General features: G+C 61.0%; 22 protein-coding genes and 1 tRNA gene. 21 read left to right on the top strand and 2 right to left on the bottom strand.

The window, feature by feature from the left end:
• The first annotated feature begins 11 nt into the window (after nucleotides 1–11).
• From hisD to tatC, 14 genes are all read left to right on the top strand, one after another.
• Complete coding sequence (gene hisD, locus IAG25_RS37025; RefSeq protein ID WP_187609292.1) at nucleotides 12–1,334, top strand: histidinol dehydrogenase; 1,323 nt, start codon at nucleotides 12–14, stop codon at nucleotides 1,332–1,334.
• A gap of 73 nt (nucleotides 1,335–1,407) precedes the next feature.
• Nucleotides 1,408–2,481 (top strand): histidinol-phosphate transaminase, encoded by a 1,074-nt coding sequence (gene hisC, locus IAG25_RS37020; RefSeq protein WP_187609291.1) that lies wholly within the window; start codon nucleotides 1,408–1,410, stop codon nucleotides 2,479–2,481.
• 31 nt (nucleotides 2,482–2,512) lie between these two features.
• Nucleotides 2,513–3,100 carry an imidazoleglycerol-phosphate dehydratase HisB gene (gene hisB / locus IAG25_RS37015; RefSeq protein WP_035506636.1) on the top strand — a complete coding sequence of 196 codons (588 nt, stop codon included), beginning with the start codon at nucleotides 2,513–2,515 and terminating at the stop codon, nucleotides 3,098–3,100.
• A gap of 38 nt (nucleotides 3,101–3,138) precedes the next feature.
• Nucleotides 3,139–3,759 (top strand): MarC family protein, encoded by a 621-nt coding sequence (locus tag IAG25_RS37010; RefSeq protein ID WP_035506633.1) that lies wholly within the window; start codon nucleotides 3,139–3,141, stop codon nucleotides 3,757–3,759.
• Nucleotides 3,756–4,397 (top strand): imidazole glycerol phosphate synthase subunit HisH, encoded by a 642-nt coding sequence (gene hisH, locus IAG25_RS37005; RefSeq protein ID WP_075583928.1) that lies wholly within the window; start codon nucleotides 3,756–3,758, stop codon nucleotides 4,395–4,397. The genes IAG25_RS37010 and hisH overlap by 4 nt, the downstream gene beginning before the upstream one ends.
• A gap of 152 nt (nucleotides 4,398–4,549) precedes the next feature.
• Nucleotides 4,550–5,302, top strand: coding sequence for a 1-(5-phosphoribosyl)-5-[(5-phosphoribosylamino)methylideneamino]imidazole-4-carboxamide isomerase (hisA, locus tag IAG25_RS37000; protein WP_035506628.1), 753 nt, complete (start codon nucleotides 4,550–4,552; stop codon nucleotides 5,300–5,302).
• Between the two features lie 78 nt (nucleotides 5,303–5,380).
• The gene (gene hisF / locus IAG25_RS36995; protein WP_187609290.1) at nucleotides 5,381–6,154 is read left to right on the top strand and encodes an imidazole glycerol phosphate synthase subunit HisF; all 774 of its coding nucleotides are present in this window, start codon (nucleotides 5,381–5,383) and stop codon (nucleotides 6,152–6,154) included.
• A gap of 15 nt (nucleotides 6,155–6,169) precedes the next feature.
• Nucleotides 6,170–6,562, top strand: a complete 393-nt coding sequence (gene hisI, locus IAG25_RS36990) for a phosphoribosyl-AMP cyclohydrolase (RefSeq protein ID WP_187609331.1) — start codon at nucleotides 6,170–6,172, stop codon at nucleotides 6,560–6,562.
• Complete coding sequence (locus tag IAG25_RS36985) at nucleotides 6,559–6,927, top strand: phosphoribosyl-ATP diphosphatase (RefSeq protein ID WP_035506620.1); 369 nt, start codon at nucleotides 6,559–6,561, stop codon at nucleotides 6,925–6,927. Before hisI ends, IAG25_RS36985 begins: the two co-directional genes overlap by 4 nt.
• A gap of 34 nt (nucleotides 6,928–6,961) precedes the next feature.
• Entirely contained in the window at nucleotides 6,962–7,354 is a 393-nt protein-coding gene (locus IAG25_RS36980; protein ID WP_187609289.1) for a DUF4870 family protein, read from the top strand.
• A gap of 44 nt (nucleotides 7,355–7,398) precedes the next feature.
• Complete coding sequence (locus IAG25_RS36975; protein ID WP_035506769.1) at nucleotides 7,399–7,761, top strand: histidine triad nucleotide-binding protein; 363 nt, start codon at nucleotides 7,399–7,401, stop codon at nucleotides 7,759–7,761.
• A 156-nt stretch (nucleotides 7,762–7,917) separates the two neighbouring features.
• A complete protein-coding gene (gene tatA, locus IAG25_RS36970) occupies nucleotides 7,918–8,154 on the top strand; it encodes a Sec-independent protein translocase subunit TatA (RefSeq protein WP_035506614.1) in 237 nt (78 codons plus the stop codon).
• A 36-nt stretch (nucleotides 8,155–8,190) separates the two neighbouring features.
• Entirely contained in the window at nucleotides 8,191–8,721 is a 531-nt protein-coding gene (tatB, locus tag IAG25_RS36965; RefSeq protein WP_187609288.1) for a Sec-independent protein translocase protein TatB, read from the top strand.
• Between the two features lie 44 nt (nucleotides 8,722–8,765).
• On the top strand, nucleotides 8,766–9,542 hold the full coding sequence (gene tatC, locus IAG25_RS36960; RefSeq protein ID WP_187609287.1) for a twin-arginine translocase subunit TatC: 777 nt from the start codon (nucleotides 8,766–8,768) through the stop codon (nucleotides 9,540–9,542).
• A gap of 98 nt (nucleotides 9,543–9,640) precedes the next feature.
• On the opposite strand, the gene IAG25_RS36955 is transcribed toward tatC, so the two are convergent.
• The gene (locus IAG25_RS36955) at nucleotides 9,641–10,867 is read right to left on the bottom strand and encodes a S1C family serine protease (protein ID WP_187609286.1); all 1,227 of its coding nucleotides are present in this window, start codon (nucleotides 10,865–10,867) and stop codon (nucleotides 9,641–9,643) included.
• Between the two features lie 20 nt (nucleotides 10,868–10,887).
• On the opposite strand from IAG25_RS36955, the gene IAG25_RS36950 reads away from it, so the two are divergent.
• The 7 genes from IAG25_RS36950 to IAG25_RS36920 all read left to right on the top strand — a co-directional run bounded on the left by IAG25_RS36950 (nucleotide 10,888) and on the right by IAG25_RS36920 (nucleotide 15,995).
• Nucleotides 10,888–11,634, top strand: coding sequence for a Nif3-like dinuclear metal center hexameric protein (locus tag IAG25_RS36950; protein WP_187609285.1), 747 nt, complete (start codon nucleotides 10,888–10,890; stop codon nucleotides 11,632–11,634).
• A gap of 215 nt (nucleotides 11,635–11,849) precedes the next feature.
• Nucleotides 11,850–12,470 carry a ubiquinol-cytochrome c reductase iron-sulfur subunit gene (gene petA / locus IAG25_RS36945; RefSeq protein ID WP_035506601.1) on the top strand — a complete coding sequence of 207 codons (621 nt, stop codon included), beginning with the start codon at nucleotides 11,850–11,852 and terminating at the stop codon, nucleotides 12,468–12,470.
• The gene (locus IAG25_RS36940) at nucleotides 12,471–13,853 is read left to right on the top strand and encodes a cytochrome b (protein ID WP_187609284.1); all 1,383 of its coding nucleotides are present in this window, start codon (nucleotides 12,471–12,473) and stop codon (nucleotides 13,851–13,853) included.
• A gap of 23 nt (nucleotides 13,854–13,876) precedes the next feature.
• Entirely contained in the window at nucleotides 13,877–14,632 is a 756-nt protein-coding gene (locus IAG25_RS36935; RefSeq protein ID WP_187609283.1) for a cytochrome c1, read from the top strand.
• Nucleotides 14,633–14,725: 93 nt separating this feature from the next.
• On the top strand, nucleotides 14,726–15,337 hold the full coding sequence (locus IAG25_RS36930) for a glutathione S-transferase N-terminal domain-containing protein (protein ID WP_014192402.1): 612 nt from the start codon (nucleotides 14,726–14,728) through the stop codon (nucleotides 15,335–15,337).
• Between the two features lie 63 nt (nucleotides 15,338–15,400).
• Complete coding sequence (locus IAG25_RS36925) at nucleotides 15,401–15,901, top strand: ClpXP protease specificity-enhancing factor (protein WP_187609282.1); 501 nt, start codon at nucleotides 15,401–15,403, stop codon at nucleotides 15,899–15,901.
• Nucleotides 15,902–15,919: 18 nt separating this feature from the next.
• Nucleotides 15,920–15,995, top strand: a tRNA-Thr gene (locus tag IAG25_RS36920).
• A gap of 60 nt (nucleotides 15,996–16,055) precedes the next feature.
• On the opposite strand, the gene IAG25_RS41255 is transcribed toward IAG25_RS36920, so the two are convergent.
• On the bottom strand, nucleotides 16,056–16,384 hold a 329-nt coding region (locus IAG25_RS41255), incomplete at its 5' end, for a hypothetical protein (protein ID WP_222946819.1).

Here is a 16,384-nt window from a genome sequence, read left to right as displayed (position 1 = left end):
GGAAAACCAGCATGTCTATCAAGATTCGCAAACTCGATTCACGCACCGATGGTTTTCACAAGGCGTTGCGTGCGGTTCTCGCATTCGAAGCGAGCGAGGATGAGGCAATCGAGCGCTCGGTCGCGCAGATTCTCGCGGATGTGAAGGCGCGCGGCGATCAGGCCGTGCTCGAATACACCAACAAGTTCGATCGTCTCAAGGCGGACAGCGTCGCGGCGCTCGAATTGCCGCTGTCCGAAATGGAAGCCGCGCTCGAGGGTCTCGAGCCGAAGCGCCGCGCGGCGCTGGAGGCGGCGGCAGCGCGCGTGCGCGGCTATCACGAGAAGCAGCGCATCGAGTGCGGCAGCCATAGCTGGCAATACACCGAAGCCGACGGCACCGTGCTCGGCCAGAAAGTCATGCCGCTCGATCGCGCGGGCATCTATGTTCCGGGCGGCAAGGCGGCGTATCCGTCGTCGGTGCTGATGAACGCGATTCCGGCGCGCGTCGCGGGCGTGAAGGAAATCGTGATGGTCGTGCCGACGCCCGACGGCGTGAAAAATCCGCTCGTGCTCGCGGCGGCGCTGCTCGGCGGCGTGGATCGTGTGTTCACGATCGGCGGCGCGCAGGCGATCGGCGCGCTCGCGTACGGCACTCAAAGCGTGCCCGCGGTGGACAAGATCTGCGGTCCGGGCAACGCGTATGTCGCATCGGCGAAGCGTCGCGTGTTCGGAACCGTTGGCATCGACATGATCGCGGGGCCGTCCGAGATTCTTGTCATCTGCGACGCCACCACCGATCCCCGCTGGGTCGCGATGGACCTCTTCTCGCAAGCCGAGCACGACGAACTCGCGCAATCCATCCTGCTGTGCCCGGACGACAACTTCATCCAGCGCGTCGAGGATGCGATCGTCGAACTGCTTCCGTCGATGCCGCGCCGTGACGTCATTCAGCGTTCGCTCGAAGATCGCGGCGCGCTCATCAAGGTGAAGGACATGGCCGAAGCGTGCGCGATCGCGAACGACATCGCGCCGGAGCACCTCGAAATTTCCGCGCTCGATCCGCATCAGTGGGCCGCGCAGATTCACAATGCCGGCGCGATGTTCCTCGGCCGCTACACGAGCGAAAGTCTCGGCGACTACTGCGCCGGTCCGAACCACGTGCTGCCGACGTCGCGCACCGCGCGCTTCTCGTCGCCGCTCGGCGTGTACGATTTCATGAAGCGTTCGAGCGTGATCGAAGTGAGCGCGGACGGCGCCCAGACGCTGGGGGAAATCGCGGCGGAACTGGCGTACGGCGAAGGCCTGCAGGCGCATGCGCGCAGTGCGGAATATCGGATGAAAAACGTCGGCTGACATCGAGCCGGCCCGAATGAACGAGGCGGCCTGAGAGCCGCCGCCTGACCGGCGAGAGACACGCCGGGAAAACATGACCACAGCACAAGACATCATTCGTCCCGACATCCTCGCGATGACGAGCTATCCCGTGCCCGACGCCACGGGCCTGATCAAGCTCGACGCGATGGAAAATCCCTACAGCCTGCCCGCCGATCTCGCCGAACGTCTGGGCGCGCATCTCGCGGGCGTCGCGCTGAATCGCTATCCGGCTCCGCGCCCCGTGGATTTGCTCGCGAAGATCAAGCGCACGATGAAGGTGCCCGACGCATGCGACGTGCTGCTCGGCAACGGCTCGGACGAACTGATCAGCATGATGTCGGTCGCGTGTTCAAAGCCGGGCGCGAAGGTCGTCGCGCCTGTGCCGGGCTTCGTGATGTACGAAATGTCGGCGAAGTTCGCGCATCTGGAGTTCATCGGCGTGCCGCTCAAGCCCGACTTCACGCTCGACGCCGACGCGCTGATCGCCGCCATCGAGGAAAACGAGCCCGCGCTCGTGTATCTCGCGTATCCGAACAACCCGACCGGCACGCTCTACGACGACGCCGACATGGAGCGCGTGATCGTCGCGTCGAAGAAGAGTCTCGTCGTGATCGACGAGGCGTATCAGCCGTTCGCCGGGAAGAGCTGGATGCCGCGCGCGGCGGAGTTCGATAACGTCGTCGTGATGCGGACCGTCTCGAAGCTCGGGCTCGCGGGCATCCGCCTCGGTTACATGGCGGGCCGTCCTTCGTGGATCACGCAGTTCGACAAGGTGCGCCCGCCGTACAACATCAACGTGCTGACGCAGGCGACCGCCGATTTCCTGCTCGATCACCTCGACGTGCTCGACGCCCAGGCCGCCGATCTGCGCGCGCAACGCGCCGCGCTCGTGCGGGAAGTCGCCGCGCTGCCCGGCATGACGGTCTATCCGAGCGCGGGCAATTTCCTGCTCGTGCGCGTGCCGGACGCCGCCGTTGCTTTCGAAACCCTTCTGACTTCACGGGTTTTGATAAAAAACGTGGGTAAAATGCACCCATTGCTGACCAATTGCGTGCGTTTGACGGTCGGGACGGCCGAAGAAAACGCACACATGGTCGCGGCGCTGAAAAAGCTCGCACCGAACTGAACCCCACTTTCGAAAGTCTCAAGGAATCACCATGCGCATTGCGGAAGTCGTTCGCAACACCAGCGAAACGCAGATCCGTGTGAAGCTCGATCTGGACGGCACCGGCAAGCAAAAGCTCGCCACCGGCGTCCCGTTCCTCGATCACATGCTCGACCAGATCGCCCGTCACGGGCTCATCGATCTCGACATCGAAGCGCATGGCGACCTCCACATCGACGATCACCATACTGTCGAAGACACCGGCATCACGTTGGGGCAGGCGGTCGCGAAGGCCATCGGCGATCGCAAGGGCATTCGCCGCTACGGTCATTCGTACGTGCCGCTCGACGAGGCGCTGTCGCGCGTCGTGATCGATTTTTCCGGCCGTCCGGGTCTCGAATTCCACGTGCCGTTCACGCGCGCGCGCATCGGCACGTTCGATGTCGACCTCACCATCGAATTCTTCCGCGGCTTCGTGAATCACGCGGGCGTCACGCTGCATATCGACAACCTGCGCGGCATCAATGCGCATCATCAGGTCGAGACCGTGTTCAAGGCGTTCGGCCGCGCGCTGCGCATGGCCGTCGAAATGGACGAACGCGCGGCGGGGCAGATTCCGTCGACCAAGGGCAGTCTCTGATCGACTCACGCTGATTCGGCGCGCGCGTCGACAACAAGATGGATCTGTTCAAGTCGTTCATATCGTTGCTCGCGCTGATCAATCCGGTCGGCGCGATACCGTTTTTCCTGAGCCTGACCGCGCAGCAATCCGACATCGAAAAGCGCAACACGATTCGCGTCGCGTCGATTTCCGTGTTTTGCGTGATCGCGGTGACGGCGCTGCTCGGGCAGCAGATCATCGCGTTCTTCGGCATTTCGGTCGGGTCGTTCGAAGTGGGCGGCGGCATCATCATGTTGCTCATGGCGATCAGCATGTTGAACGCGCAGGTGGGCAACGCGCGCTCGACGGCCGAAGAACGCATGGAAGCCGAGGAACGCAACAACGTCGCGGTGGTGCCGCTCGCGATACCGCTGCTCACCGGCCCGGGTTCGATCAGCACGGTGATCGTCTATGCTGCCAATGCGCAGCACTGGTACGACCGCTTCGGGCTCGTCGTGCTGGGCGCGATCATCGCGGGGCTGTGTTTCGGCGCACTGAATCTCGCCGAGCCGATCGCGCGCTGGGTCGGGCGCACGGGAATCAACATTGGCACGCGTCTCATGGGTTTGATGTTGTCCGCATTGGCGGTGGAATTCATCGTCAACGGGTTGAAGGCCTTGATGCCATCTTTGAAATGAATACTTCGATTGCGATTGTTGATTACGGAATGGGCAACCTGCGCTCGGTCTACCAGGCGCTGAAAAAGGCTGCACCCGAAGCGAACGTGGCGATCGTCGATCAGCCGCAAGGCATCCACGCGGCGGATCGGGTCGTGCTGCCGGGACAGGGCGCGATGCGCGACTGCATGGCGCATCTGGCCGAATCCGGCCTGCAGGAAGCGGTGATGCAGGCGGCGCGGGAAAAGCCCATGCTCGGCGTGTGCGTCGGCGAGCAAATGCTCTTCGACTGGAGCGAGGAAGGCGATACGAAGGGCCTCGGCCTCTTGCCCGGCAAGGTCGTGCGCTTCCAGCTCGACGGCCTGTTGCAGGACGACGGCTCGCGCTTCAAGGTGCCGCAGATGGGCTGGAACCGCGTTCGTCAGACGCAGGCGCACCCGATCTGGGACGGCGTCGCGGACGGCGCGTTCTTTTACTTCGTGCACAGCTACTACGTGGTGCCGGACAATCCGGCTCACACGTCCGGCGAAACCATGTACGGCAGCGCATTTACGTCGGCGGTTGCGCGCGACAATATCTTCGCGACCCAATTCCATCCGGAAAAGAGCGCGGATGCCGGTTTGCGCCTGTACCGGAATTTCGTTCACTGGAACCCGTAAAAAGGCTCGCGCGCTAGCGTTTTCGCCTATTACTACGGGCCCATGACCGTTGCAAGACTTGTACTACACTAGCGAGACGGCTCGCGGCGCAGGCACGAAAGACCGCACGTGCGCCGTTTTGATCAACTCTACCCAGAAAATACGCGATACCTATGCTGCTCATTCCGGCCATCGATCTTAAGGACGGTCAGTGCGTGCGCCTCAAACAAGGCGATATGGACCAGGCGACCATTTTTTCAGAAGATCCTGCAGCGATGGCCCGACATTGGGTCGATCGCGGCGCCCGTCGGCTGCATCTGGTCGATCTGAACGGCGCGTTCGCCGGCAAGCCGAGAAACGGCGACGCGATCCGCGCGATCCTCGACGAGGTCGGCAGCGAGATTCCCGTGCAACTGGGCGGCGGCATTCGCCATCTGGAGACCATCGAGCGTTATCTGGACGACGGCCTGTCGTACATCATCATCGGCACGGCGGCGGTGAAGAATCCGGGCTTTCTGCAGGACGCGTGCAGCGCGTTCGGGGGGCACATCATCGTCGGGCTGGACGCGAAGGACGGCAAGGTCGCCACGGACGGCTGGAGCAAGCTCACGGGCCACGAGGTCGTCGATCTCGGCCGCAAGTTCGAGGACTACGGCTGCGAATCTATCATTTACACGGATATCGGGCGAGACGGGATGCTCCAGGGCATCAACATCGACGCGACCGTGCGCCTCGCGCAGGCGGTGAAGATTCCGGTGATCGCGAGCGGCGGGCTGTCGAGCATCGCGGATATCGAATCGCTTTGCGAGGTCGAGAGCGAGGGCATCGAAGGCGTGATCTGCGGTCGCGCGATCTATTCCGGCGATCTCGATTTCAAGGCGGCCCAAACGCGCGCCGACGCGCTGCGCGAAGCCGACGGCGCCTGAAGACGCCTGAGCGCGAGCACATCTGAGCAGCACACCGGGCGGCCGCGACGCCGCCCTTACTTCGTAAGTGGCAAGAACATGGCTCTCGCAAAACGCATCATTCCCTGTCTGGACGTGACCGCCGGTCGCGTCGTCAAGGGCGTCAATTTCGTCGAACTGCGCGATGCGGGCGATCCCGTCGAAATCGCGCGTCGTTACGACGATCAAGGCGCCGACGAACTCACGTTTCTCGACATCACCGCAACGTCCGACCAGCGCGATCTGATTCTGCCGATCATCGAGTCGGTGGCGTCGCAGGTGTTCATTCCGCTGACCGTCGGCGGCGGCGTGCGCGCGGTCGAGGACGTGCGGCGTCTGCTCAACGCGGGCGCGGACAAGATCAGCATGAATTCGTCGGCGGTCGCGAATCCGCAGCTCGTGCGCGACGCGTCGGACAAGCACGGTTCGCAGTGCATCGTCGTCGCGATCGACGCCAAGCGCGTGTCGGCCGAGGGCGACACGCCGCGCTGGGAAGTGTTCACGCACGGCGGCCGCAAGGCGACGGGCATCGACGCGATCGAGTGGGCGCGCAAGATGGCCGAGTACGGCGCGGGCGAAATTCTTCTGACCAGCATGGATCGCGACGGCACCAAGGCCGGCTTCGATCTCGCGTTGACGCGCGCCGTATCGGACGCGGTGCCGGTGCCGGTGATCGCCTCGGGCGGCGTCGGAACGTTGCAGCATCTCGCGGACGGCATCGTCGAAGGTCATGCGGACGCGGTGCTTGCCGCGAGCATCTTTCACTACGGCGAGCACACGGTCGGCGAGGCGAAGCGCTTCATGGCGGATCACGGTATCTCGGTGAGGACGTAAGCGGTGAGCGATCAAATGACCTGGCTCGACAAGGTGAAGTGGGACGCGAACGGCCTCGTGCCGGTGATCGCGCAGGAAGCTTCGACCAACGACGTGCTGATGTTCGCGTGGATGAATCGCGAGGCGCTCGCGAAGACCATCGAACTGAAGCGCGCGGTGTACTTCTCGCGCTCGCGTCAGCGCCTGTGGTTCAAGGGCGAGGAATCGGGTCATGTGCAGCACGTCCACGACGTGCGCCTCGATTGCGACGAAGACGTCGTGCTTCTCAAGGTCGAGCAGGTGTCGGGCATCGCGTGCCACACCGGCCGCCATTCCTGTTTTTTCCAGAAATTCGAAGGCACGGCGGAAAGCGGCGAGTGGGTCGCCGTCGAGCCGATCCTGAAAGACCCAGAAAGCATTTACAAATGACGCAAGCCAATACGCTGGACACGCTGCTGCGCCTCGCCGCCGTCATCGACAGTCGCAAGGGCGGCGATCCGGAACAATCCTACGTTTCCCGACTCTTTCACAAGGGTGACGATGCGGTCCTGAAGAAGATCGGCGAGGAAGCGACGGAAGTCGTGCTCGCCGCCAAGGACGCGCGTCATGGCGGCGCGCCGAAAGCGCTCGTCAGCGAAGTCGCCGATTTGTGGTTTCATTGTCTCGTGATGTTGTCGCATTTCGACCTGAGCCCCGCCGATGTGGTCGCCGAACTGGAACGTCGCGAAGGTTTGTCGGGGATCGAGGAGAAGGCGCTGCGCAAGTCGCGCGAGCGCGAGCAAAGCGGCAGCTGAAGAGCATCTCGCTTTCGAGCGAAGGAGGGCAAGCATGAACCGGCAGTACGAACCCTATCCGCCGCCTGTCGTTCAGAACTCGGATGACCCTGAGCGTCTGCGCAACATTCGCACGTTCACGCACGTTCTGTATGCGTTGTATGCCTTCTATTGGCTGACCGGCGGGCTCACGGGGCTGGTCGCCATCATCCTCAACTACATCAAGCGAAGCGATGCCGCCGGAACGCCGTATGAGGATCACTTCACCTGGCAGATCCGCACGTTCTGGTGGGCGGTGCTGGGTCACCTGATTGGTTTCGCGACGATCTGGATCGGCATCGGCTTCCTGATTCTGGCCGCGGTTAGCATCTGGACGCTTTATCGCATCATCAAAGGCTGGTTGTATCTCTACGAGAACAAGACGATCGAACCGCGTGCGTGGTTCTGATTCTGCTTTGATCGCACGGGCCAGCAGGGAGACACGGGACATACATGAGTCAAGACAACTGCATTTTTTGCAAGATCGCCACTGGTCAACTGCCGAGCACGAAGGTCTATGAAGATGAAGAGTTTGTCGCCTTCAACGACATCAATCCGGCGGCGCCGGTGCATGTGCTGGTGATCCCGCGCAAGCATATTGAAACACTTTCCCACTGCACAGAAAGTGACAGTCCGCTGCTTGGTAGAATGGTGAGTCTCGTCGGACGTTTGGCGAAAGATCTGGGTGTCTCTTACACGGGAGGCGACACCGGTTTTCGCACGGTAATTAATACTGGGCCGGGCGGCGGGCAGGAGGTGTATCACATCCACGCGCATTTGTTGGCCGGCGAGCGCCCGTGGCGCCGAATGGGGTAATGCGGCAATCTAAGTTCGCTTTCTCCTTTCCAATGAAATATTGGGCGAGCAAAATCGATAGTTGAAGTTGAGGCGGACAGCCTCGGCTAAGGTCGCAAGGCCAGTCTTCCGTCCTCGGTACCCAATTCGAGGCGGAATCACGGAGAGTTTTCATTCATGGGTTCGTTAAGCATTTGGCATTGGTTGATCGTTCTGCTGATCGTGGCGCTCGTGTTCGGCACGAAGAAACTGCGCAATATCGGCGGCGATCTGGGCGGCGCGGTGAAGGGTTTCAAGGAAGGCATGCGCGAAGGCGAGACGCCGGCAAATTCGACCGATCAGCGCGAGCTGCCGCGTAACGGCGCCGTGGACGTCGAGGCGAAGGACAAGTCCCGTTCGGGCGACTATCGCTAATCCGTCCGCCGACGGTAACCCTCCACTTTTCGTTCAATGCTCGATCTCGGTCTGACCAAAATGGCGGTCATCGGCGTCGTGGCGCTGGTGGTCCTCGGGCCGGAGCGCTTGCCCGGCGTCGCTCGCACGGCGGGGGCGCTGTTCGGGCGCGCGCAGCGCTATATCAACGACGTCAAATCGGAAGTCGCGCGCGAGATGGAACTCGATGAGCTGAAGAAAATGCGCACCGAGTTCGAAACCGCGGCGTCGAATGTCGAATCGACGATTCACGACACGCTGCGTCGCCATGAATCCGAACTGAACGATGCATGGAAAGAGGGCACGTCGGTCGCACCGAGCATTGCGGGCAGCGCGGGCGAATCGTCGGACAGCGCCGCGTCGGACAAGCCCTGGGCAAGCACGTCTTCATCGACGTCGACCAGGCGCAAGAACTGGCGCGTGAAGCAGGCCGCGATTCCCAACTGGTACAAGCGCACGACTTCGCGTCGCACGCGGGTCCAATCGGGCGCGGCGCGCGTCGCTCGTCATACGCCCGCCACCCTGCGCCGGCAGACGAAGTTCTTCTGAGCGAGCCGCGATTCCTTCATCGATGATTTCTACCGAGGGCCGGCGTGAGCGACCCGCAACACATTAAAGAAGAGCCCGTCGAAGAGACGTTCATTTCGCATCTGGTCGAATTGCGCGATCGCATCATTCGCGCGGGCGCTTCGGTCATCGTCGTATTCATCGCGCTGGTGTACTGGGCGCCGGACATCTTCAAGCTGCTCGCCCGTCCGCTGATGCAGAACCTGCCAGCCGACGGCAAGATGATCGTCACCGATGTCACCGGTTCGTTCTTCGTGCCGATGAAGGTGACGATGCTTGTCGCCTTCGTGATCGCGCTGCCGATCGTGCTGTATCAGGTCTGGGCCTTTGTCGCGCCGGGTTTGTATCAGCATGAGAAGAAGCTCATCGGGCCACTCGTATTCAGCAGCTACTCGCTTTTTCTGTGCGGCATGGCGTTCGCGTACTTCGTCGTGTTCCCGACGATTTTCCGCGTGATGGCGCACTACAACGCGCCGCTGGGCGCGGAAATGACGACGGATATCGACAATTACCTGAGCTTCGTGCTGACGATGTTCATCGCGTTCGGGGTGACATTCGAAGTTCCGATCGTCGTCGTGCTTCTCGCGCGCATGGGCGTCGTATCGATCCAGAAACTCAAGCAAATCCGTCCGTACGTGATCGTCGGCGCGTTTGTCATCTCGGCGGTCGTCACGCCGCCTGACGTTTTCTCGCAGCTGATTCTCGCGATTCCGCTCATCATTCTTTACGAGGCGGGCATCATCGCGGCGCGGCTGGTAGTCGGCAAGGAACAGGTCAAGAACGAGGAGCCGGCGGCAGAGTAAGTGCGGCGTATTGTCGCGGCGGGAGTCGGCGTCGTGGAAACAAAAAAGGCAGCTTCGAGTGATCGAAGCTGCCTTTTTGCTTTGAGGGACGCGGCGTTTTATTCGTCGCCCTGGTCACCCTGATCGCCCTGATCTTCATCCGGCATCTGCGGCGCGCGTGGTTGCGCGGGACGCTTGCCGATCATCACGTTGACGTCCAGCTCCTTGTTCTTGCGCATCAGGTGAACCTTCACCGACGTGCCCGGCTTGATCTGCGCGACGACGTTGAGCAGGCGCGTGGTGTCGGTGATCGTGTCGTCGTTGATGGAAACGAGGATGTCGCCGGGCTTGATGCCCGCCTTGTCAGCCGGGCCGCCTTGCAGCACGCCCGCGACGATCGCGCCGGATTTCTGATCCAGCCCGAACGATTCGGCGATCTCCGGCGTGACATCCTGAGGCTCCACGCCGATCCAGCCGCGCGTGACCGTGCCCGTCGTGATGATGCTTTCGAGCACGCTGCGCGCGGTCGACACGGGAATCGCGAAGCCGATGCCGAGCGAGCCGCCGCTGCGCGAATAGATCGCCGTGTTGATGCCGAGCAGATTGCCGTTCACGTCCACCAGCGCACCGCCTGAGTTGCCGGGATTGATGGCCGCGTCAGTCTGGATGAAGTTCTCGAACGTGTTGATGCCGAGGTGATTGCGCCCGAGCGCGCTCACGATGCCCATTGTGACCGTCTGGCCTACGCCGAACGGATTGCCGATCGCGAGCACGACATCGCCGACGCGCGTCTGATCCATGCGGCCGAGCGTGATGCTCGGCAGATTGGTCATGTTGATCTTGAGCACGGCGAGGTCGGTTTCCGGATCGACGCCGATCACTTTCGCGCTGGACGTGCGACCATCGGCGAGCGCAACTTCGATTTGATCCGCCCCGTCGACGACATGCTGGTTCGTTAGAATGTAACCTTCCGAGCTGACGATGACGCCGGAGCCGAGATTCGATGCAGGCGGCTCGTCGCTCTTGCGTTTGTTCTTGTTACCGAAGAAATAGCGGAACAGCGGGTCTTTCGCACGCGGGTCGGGCGGCAGATTGCCGTCCTTGCTGGAGAAGACGTTCACGACGGCCGGCATCGCCTTTTGCGCGCCTTCCGAGTAGGACGACTGAACCGGGCGCGAGCCGATGCTCGGCGCCACTTCCTGCAACGCGACGATCGGCTCGGCAAGCTGCTTGCCGAATTGACCCTGACGTTGAAGCCACTGCGGTTTCAAGGTCGCGATGATGAACATCAGGGCCAAAAGCACGGTGACCGCTTGGGCAAAAAATAGCCAGAAGCGTCTAAGCATTTGAAGGGATAGAGGATTTCATGGATCGGATCGAACTCGAATTGTATCTGAACAATCTGCTGGAAATCGGCCGCTTCAAGGACTATTGCCCGAACGGTCTGCAGGTTGAAGGCGCGCGCCGCGTGCAGAAGATCGCGACCGGCGTAACGGCCTCGCAGGCGTTCCTCGAGGCCGCGCTGGAGTGGGGCGCGGACACCGTGCTCGTGCATCACGGCTACTTCTGGCGCAACGAGGCGCCGCAGATCACGGGGCGCAAGCACCGGCGGCTGCGCACGCTGATCGCCAACGACATCAATCTCTTCGCCTACCATCTTCCGCTCGATTCGCACCCGGAGCTGGGCAACAATGCACAGATCGGCGCACGACTCGGGCTGATCGCCGACAGCCGTTTCGCCGATCAGGATCTCGGCTGGGTCGCGACGCTCGCGATGCCGCTTTCGCTCGAGCACTTCAGCGCGATGGTCGAGAACGCGCTCGGCAGAAAGCCCCTGGTGTTCGGCGATACCGACAAGGAGTTGCGTCGCGTGGCGTGGTGCACGGGCGGCGCGCAGGGGTACTTCGAAGACGCGATCGCGGCACGCGCGGACGTATATCTGAGCGGTGAGGTCTCGGAACAGACGATGCACATCGCCGCGGAATCGGGCGTGGCGTACATCGCGGCCGGCCATCACGCGACGGAGCGTTATGGCGTGCAGGCCGTCGGCGCGCATCTGTCCGAGCAATTCGATATCGAACATCTTTTTATCGACATCGATAATCCGGTTTAATACGTTGTTAAGCCGGCGTGCCCATTATTGGCCCTTGCAGCTGCCTGAATGAAGCTTCACCAGATTGCGCGAAAAACGTGGGGAAAACCCTGAAGCATCAATCACTTCGAGTGATTTTTGCTAGTCAGCCCTTGTAAATGCTAACTCCATTCGCGCACACTAACGGCGAACAACTGATGTGACGGTATAAATCCAACTCAGAAGTGGGGCGTGTGATGCGAGACAAGGATGAGAAACGCGTCGACGGCGGCCGCCGTTCCTGGCTGATTGCGACGACCGCAGCAGGTGGTTTCGGAGCTGTGGCAACCGTGGTTCCTTTTGTAGGTTCGTTTGCTCCATCGGAGAAGGCCAAGGCGGCGGGCGCGCCTGTCGAGGTCGATATCAGCGGACTCAAGCCAGGCGAAATGATGACCGTCGCCTGGCGCGGCAAGCCGGTGTGGATCGTCAATCGCACCGACGAAATGCTGGCCGACGTCAAGAAGGCCGACAACGAAGTGGCCGACCCGAAGTCGAAGATGGAATTTTCGATGCCGTTGCCGGAGTACTGCAACAACGAGTTCCGCTCGCGCGCCGATCACAAGAACATTTTCGTAGCGGTCGCCGTGTGCACCCATCTGGGCTGCACGCCGACGCCGCGCTTCCAGGAGGGTGCGCAACCCAATCTCCCCGATAACTGGCCGGGCGGCTTCCTTTGCCCGTGCCACGGTTCGACCTATGACATGGCCGGCCGCGTCTTCAAGAACAAGCCCGCGCCGCAGAACCTGGACATTCCGCCGTTCATGTTCACTTCCGCGACGCAACTCGTGATCGGCAAGGACGAAAAGGGAGAGGCGTAAATGGCGACCGCAGACAAGGAAGTGGAGGCAACAAGCTTGACCGGCTGGATCGACCGCCGGTTTCCGATGACCTCGACCTGGAAGAAGCACGTATCCGAGTACTACGCGCCGAAGAACTTCAACTTCTGGTACTTCTTCGGCTCGCTCGCGCTGCTGGTGCTGGTGAATCAGATCGTCACCGGCATTTTCCTGACGATGAACTACAAGCCTGACGCGACGCTCGCGTTCGCATCGGTCGAGTACATCATGCGCGAGGTGCCGTGGGGCTGGCTCATTCGCTACATGCACTCGACGGGCGCGTCGATGTTCTTCGTCGTCGTGTATCTGCATATGTTCCGCGGGCTGATGTACGGGTCGTATCGCAAGCCGCGCGAACTTGTCTGGATCTTCGGGTGCGCAATCTTTCTCTGCCTCATGGCCGAAGCGTTCTTCGGTTATCTGCTTCCGTGGGGGCAGATGTCGTTCTGGGGCGCGCAGGTGATCGTGAATCTGTTCTCGGCGATTCCGTTTATCGGCCCGGATCTGTCGCTGTGGATTCGCGGCGATTACGTCGTGTCGGATGTCACGCTGAACCGCTTCTTCGCGTTCCACGTGATCGCGATTCCGCTTGTGCTGATCGGGCTCGTGGTCGCGCATCTGGTCGCGCTGCACGAAGTGGGCTCGAACAATCCGGACGGCATCGAGATCAAGGCGAAGAAGGGCCCGGACGGTATTCCGCTCGACGGCATTCCGTTTCACCCGTACTACTCGGTGCACGACTTCATGGGCGTGTGCGTGTTCCTGCTGATCTTCGCCGCGATCATCTTCTTCGCGCCGGAAATGGGCGGCTACTTCCTCGAAGCCAATAACTTCGTGCCGGCCAACCCGCTGCAGACGCCGCCGGAGATCGCGCCCGTGTGGTATTTCACCGCGTTCTACGCGATGCTTCGCGCGACGACCGATCCGTTCAAGATCGTGCTGATGATCGTGATCGCGCTGCTCGGCGTGCTCGCACTGGTGAAGGGGCGCGGCAAGTGGCGGCTCGGCCTGCCGGTGCTCGCGGCCCTCGTGCTGATTTTCATGGCGCTGACGGAATCGAAGTTCTGGGGCGTGGTCGTGATGGGCACGGCGGTCGTGTCATTGTTCTTCCTGCCGTGGCTTGACCGCAGTCCGGTGAAATCGATCCGCTATCGGCCGCTCTTCCACAAGGTCTTTTACGCGATCTTCATCTTCGCGTTCCTGATGCTCGGTTTCCTCGGCACACGACCGCCATCGCCAGCCGCGACGCTGATCGCGCAGATCTGCGCGCTGATCTACTTCGCGTTCTTCCTCGGGATGCCTTTCTGGACGCCGCGCGGCAGATTCAAGACGCCGCCTGAGCGAGTGCACTACAAACCTCACTGAGCGCACGTCCGGAGACAAATACGATGAAAAAATGGCTCTCTACAATAGCGATGATCGGCGCGGCGCTGCTCGCGTTCGGTGCGGCGCCGGCGTTTGCGCAGGAAGAAGCGGTGCTCGATCGCGCACCTGACAGTTCGGACAATTTGGCGTCTTTGCAGCATGGCGCCCAAGTTTTTGTAAACTACTGCCTGAACTGCCACAGCGCGAACCTGATGCGGTACAACCGGCTGACCGATCTCGGCATCAGTCAGAAGCAGATTCAGGAGAATCTGCTCTTTTCGACGGACAAGGTTGGCAACACGATGTCCATCGCGATGCGCCCGGAAGACGCGAAAGCGTGGTTCGGCGCGTCGCCGCCGGATCTGTCGGTCGAGGCGCGGGCGCGCGGCAACGACTGGCTCTATACGTACTTGCGGAGTTTCTATCGCGATCCGACGCGGCCGACCGGCTGGAACAACCGCGTCTATGAGAATGTCGGCATGCCGCACGTGCTCTGGACGCTTCAGGGCATTCGCGATGCGAAATTCGAGACCGATGCGGACGAAAAGACCGGCGAAAAGGTAAGAAGATTCGTCGGTTACACTCAGGTTACGCCTGGTGCCATGTCATCCGTGGATTATGATTCAACTGTGGCCGATCTCGTTTCGTACATGTCGTGGATGGCGGAACCCGCGCAGCAGACGCGCAAGCGGCTCGGTGTCTGGGTTCTGCTGTTCCTGGCGCTCCTGAGTTTCCTCGCGTGGCGCCTGAACGCGGCATACTGGAAAGATATCAAATAGCGCGCCTTCGACGGCGTGGGTCGGCGCGACGACGTTTTCCTTGAGAAAACGCCGCGGCCGGCCCTTCGAGTTTACTGAAGGAACTTTAAAAACATGATGGTTCTGTATTCCGGCACTACTTGCCCCTTCTCCCAGCGCTGCCGGCTGGTGTTGTTTGAAAAGGGCATGGACTTCGAGATTCGCGACGTTGACCTGTTCAACAAGCCGGAAGACATCGCGGTGATGAACCCCTACGGGCAGGTGCCGATCCTCGTCGAGCGCGACCTGATCCTGTACGAGTCGAATATCATCAACGAATATATCGACGAGCGTTTCCCGCACCCGCAACTCATGCCGGCAGATCCGGTGCAGCGCGCCCGCGCGCGCCTGTTCCTGCTGAACTTCGAGAAGGAACTGTTCGTTCACGTCGGCACGCTGGAGAACGAGAAGGGCAAGGCCGCCGAGAAGAATCACGAGAAAGCGCGCGGCGCGATCCGCGATCGCCTCACGCAACTCGCCCCGATCTTCCTAAAGAACAAGTACATGCTGGGCGAAGAGTTCTCGATGCTCGACGTCGCGATCGCTCCGCTGCTGTGGCGTCTGGATCACTACGGCATCGAACTCTCGAAGAACGCTGCACCGTTGATGAAGTACGCCGAGCGGATTTTCAGCCGCCCGGCTTATATTGAAGCGCTGACGCCTTCCGAAAAGGTGATGCGTCGATAGTTTGAGTGCGTTGGGACGCGGCAGCGCGGTTTCGCGCGGCCGCATTCCGGCAGAGGAAAGTTGATGCAAGAGATTTCCACCAAGCCGTATTTGTTGCGCGCGCTGTACGAGTGGTGCACGGACAACGGTTTCACGCCCCATATCGCCGTGCGGGTCGATGCCGCCACGCGCGTGCCGCGTCAGTTCGTACGCAACGACGAGATCGTGTTGAACATCAGTTTCGAGGCGACGAGCCAGCTGCAGATGGGCAACGAGTGGATCGAGTTCAGCGCGCGGTTTTCCGGCAAGTCGCACAAGATCGAGGTGCAGGTCGCGAACGTGCTCGCCATCTACGCGCGCGAAAACGGCCAGGGGATGGCATTCCCGGTCGAGCAGACGCATTCCGGCTCGGAACTGGCGAGTGCTCCCGTCGGGGCGCGATCGCCTGAGCGTGAGACGCGGCAGATCGAGGAGCCCGCTGGTGAGCGTGCGGAGTCCGCGCCGAAGGATGAGCCGCAGGCAGCCACGGACGACGACGACGCTTCGAAATCACCTGCGAGGTCTCACCTCAAAGTCGTTAAATGAAGTAGAATCTCGCTCTTCGCCGGCTTAGCTCATCTGGTAGAGCAGTTGATTTGTAATCATCAGGTGGCGGGTTCGAGTCCTGCAGCCGGCACCAAGACTTACGTCGACGGGTCGTGCGATGTCCGCACGACCCGTTTGCTTTAGGTCGGCAGGATCAGTAGGTTGAGTCAATAAGAAAACGCTTCGAATCTTGTTGACACGAACCGAAACGTTGTTCATAATCTCGTTTCTCTGCTGCTGATGCAGCGACGCAAGACGGAAGTTGAGGTGGTAGTGCTCTTGCGATGTGCTCTTTAAAAACTAACAGCCGATAAGTGTGGGCGCTTGATAGCGAGTGCGGTTTCAGTCTTTCGGGGCTGGGACAACAAGCAAAAGTATCAAGAGTCTCACACGAAGTATCAGAGGAAGGTTTTTCATCTTTAAGATGAACAATCATCGTCAGAACGTTGAGTGAGCGACCGGTTTCTAACGGAACCGAAAAAC

The sequence above is a fragment of the Caballeronia sp. EK genome (genome assembly GCF_014384845.1).
Taxonomy (GTDB): domain Bacteria; phylum Pseudomonadota; class Gammaproteobacteria; order Burkholderiales; family Burkholderiaceae; genus Caballeronia; species Caballeronia jiangsuensis.
Note: the sequence above shows the minus strand (reverse complement) of the source record. Positions and strands in the feature narration are given on the sequence as shown.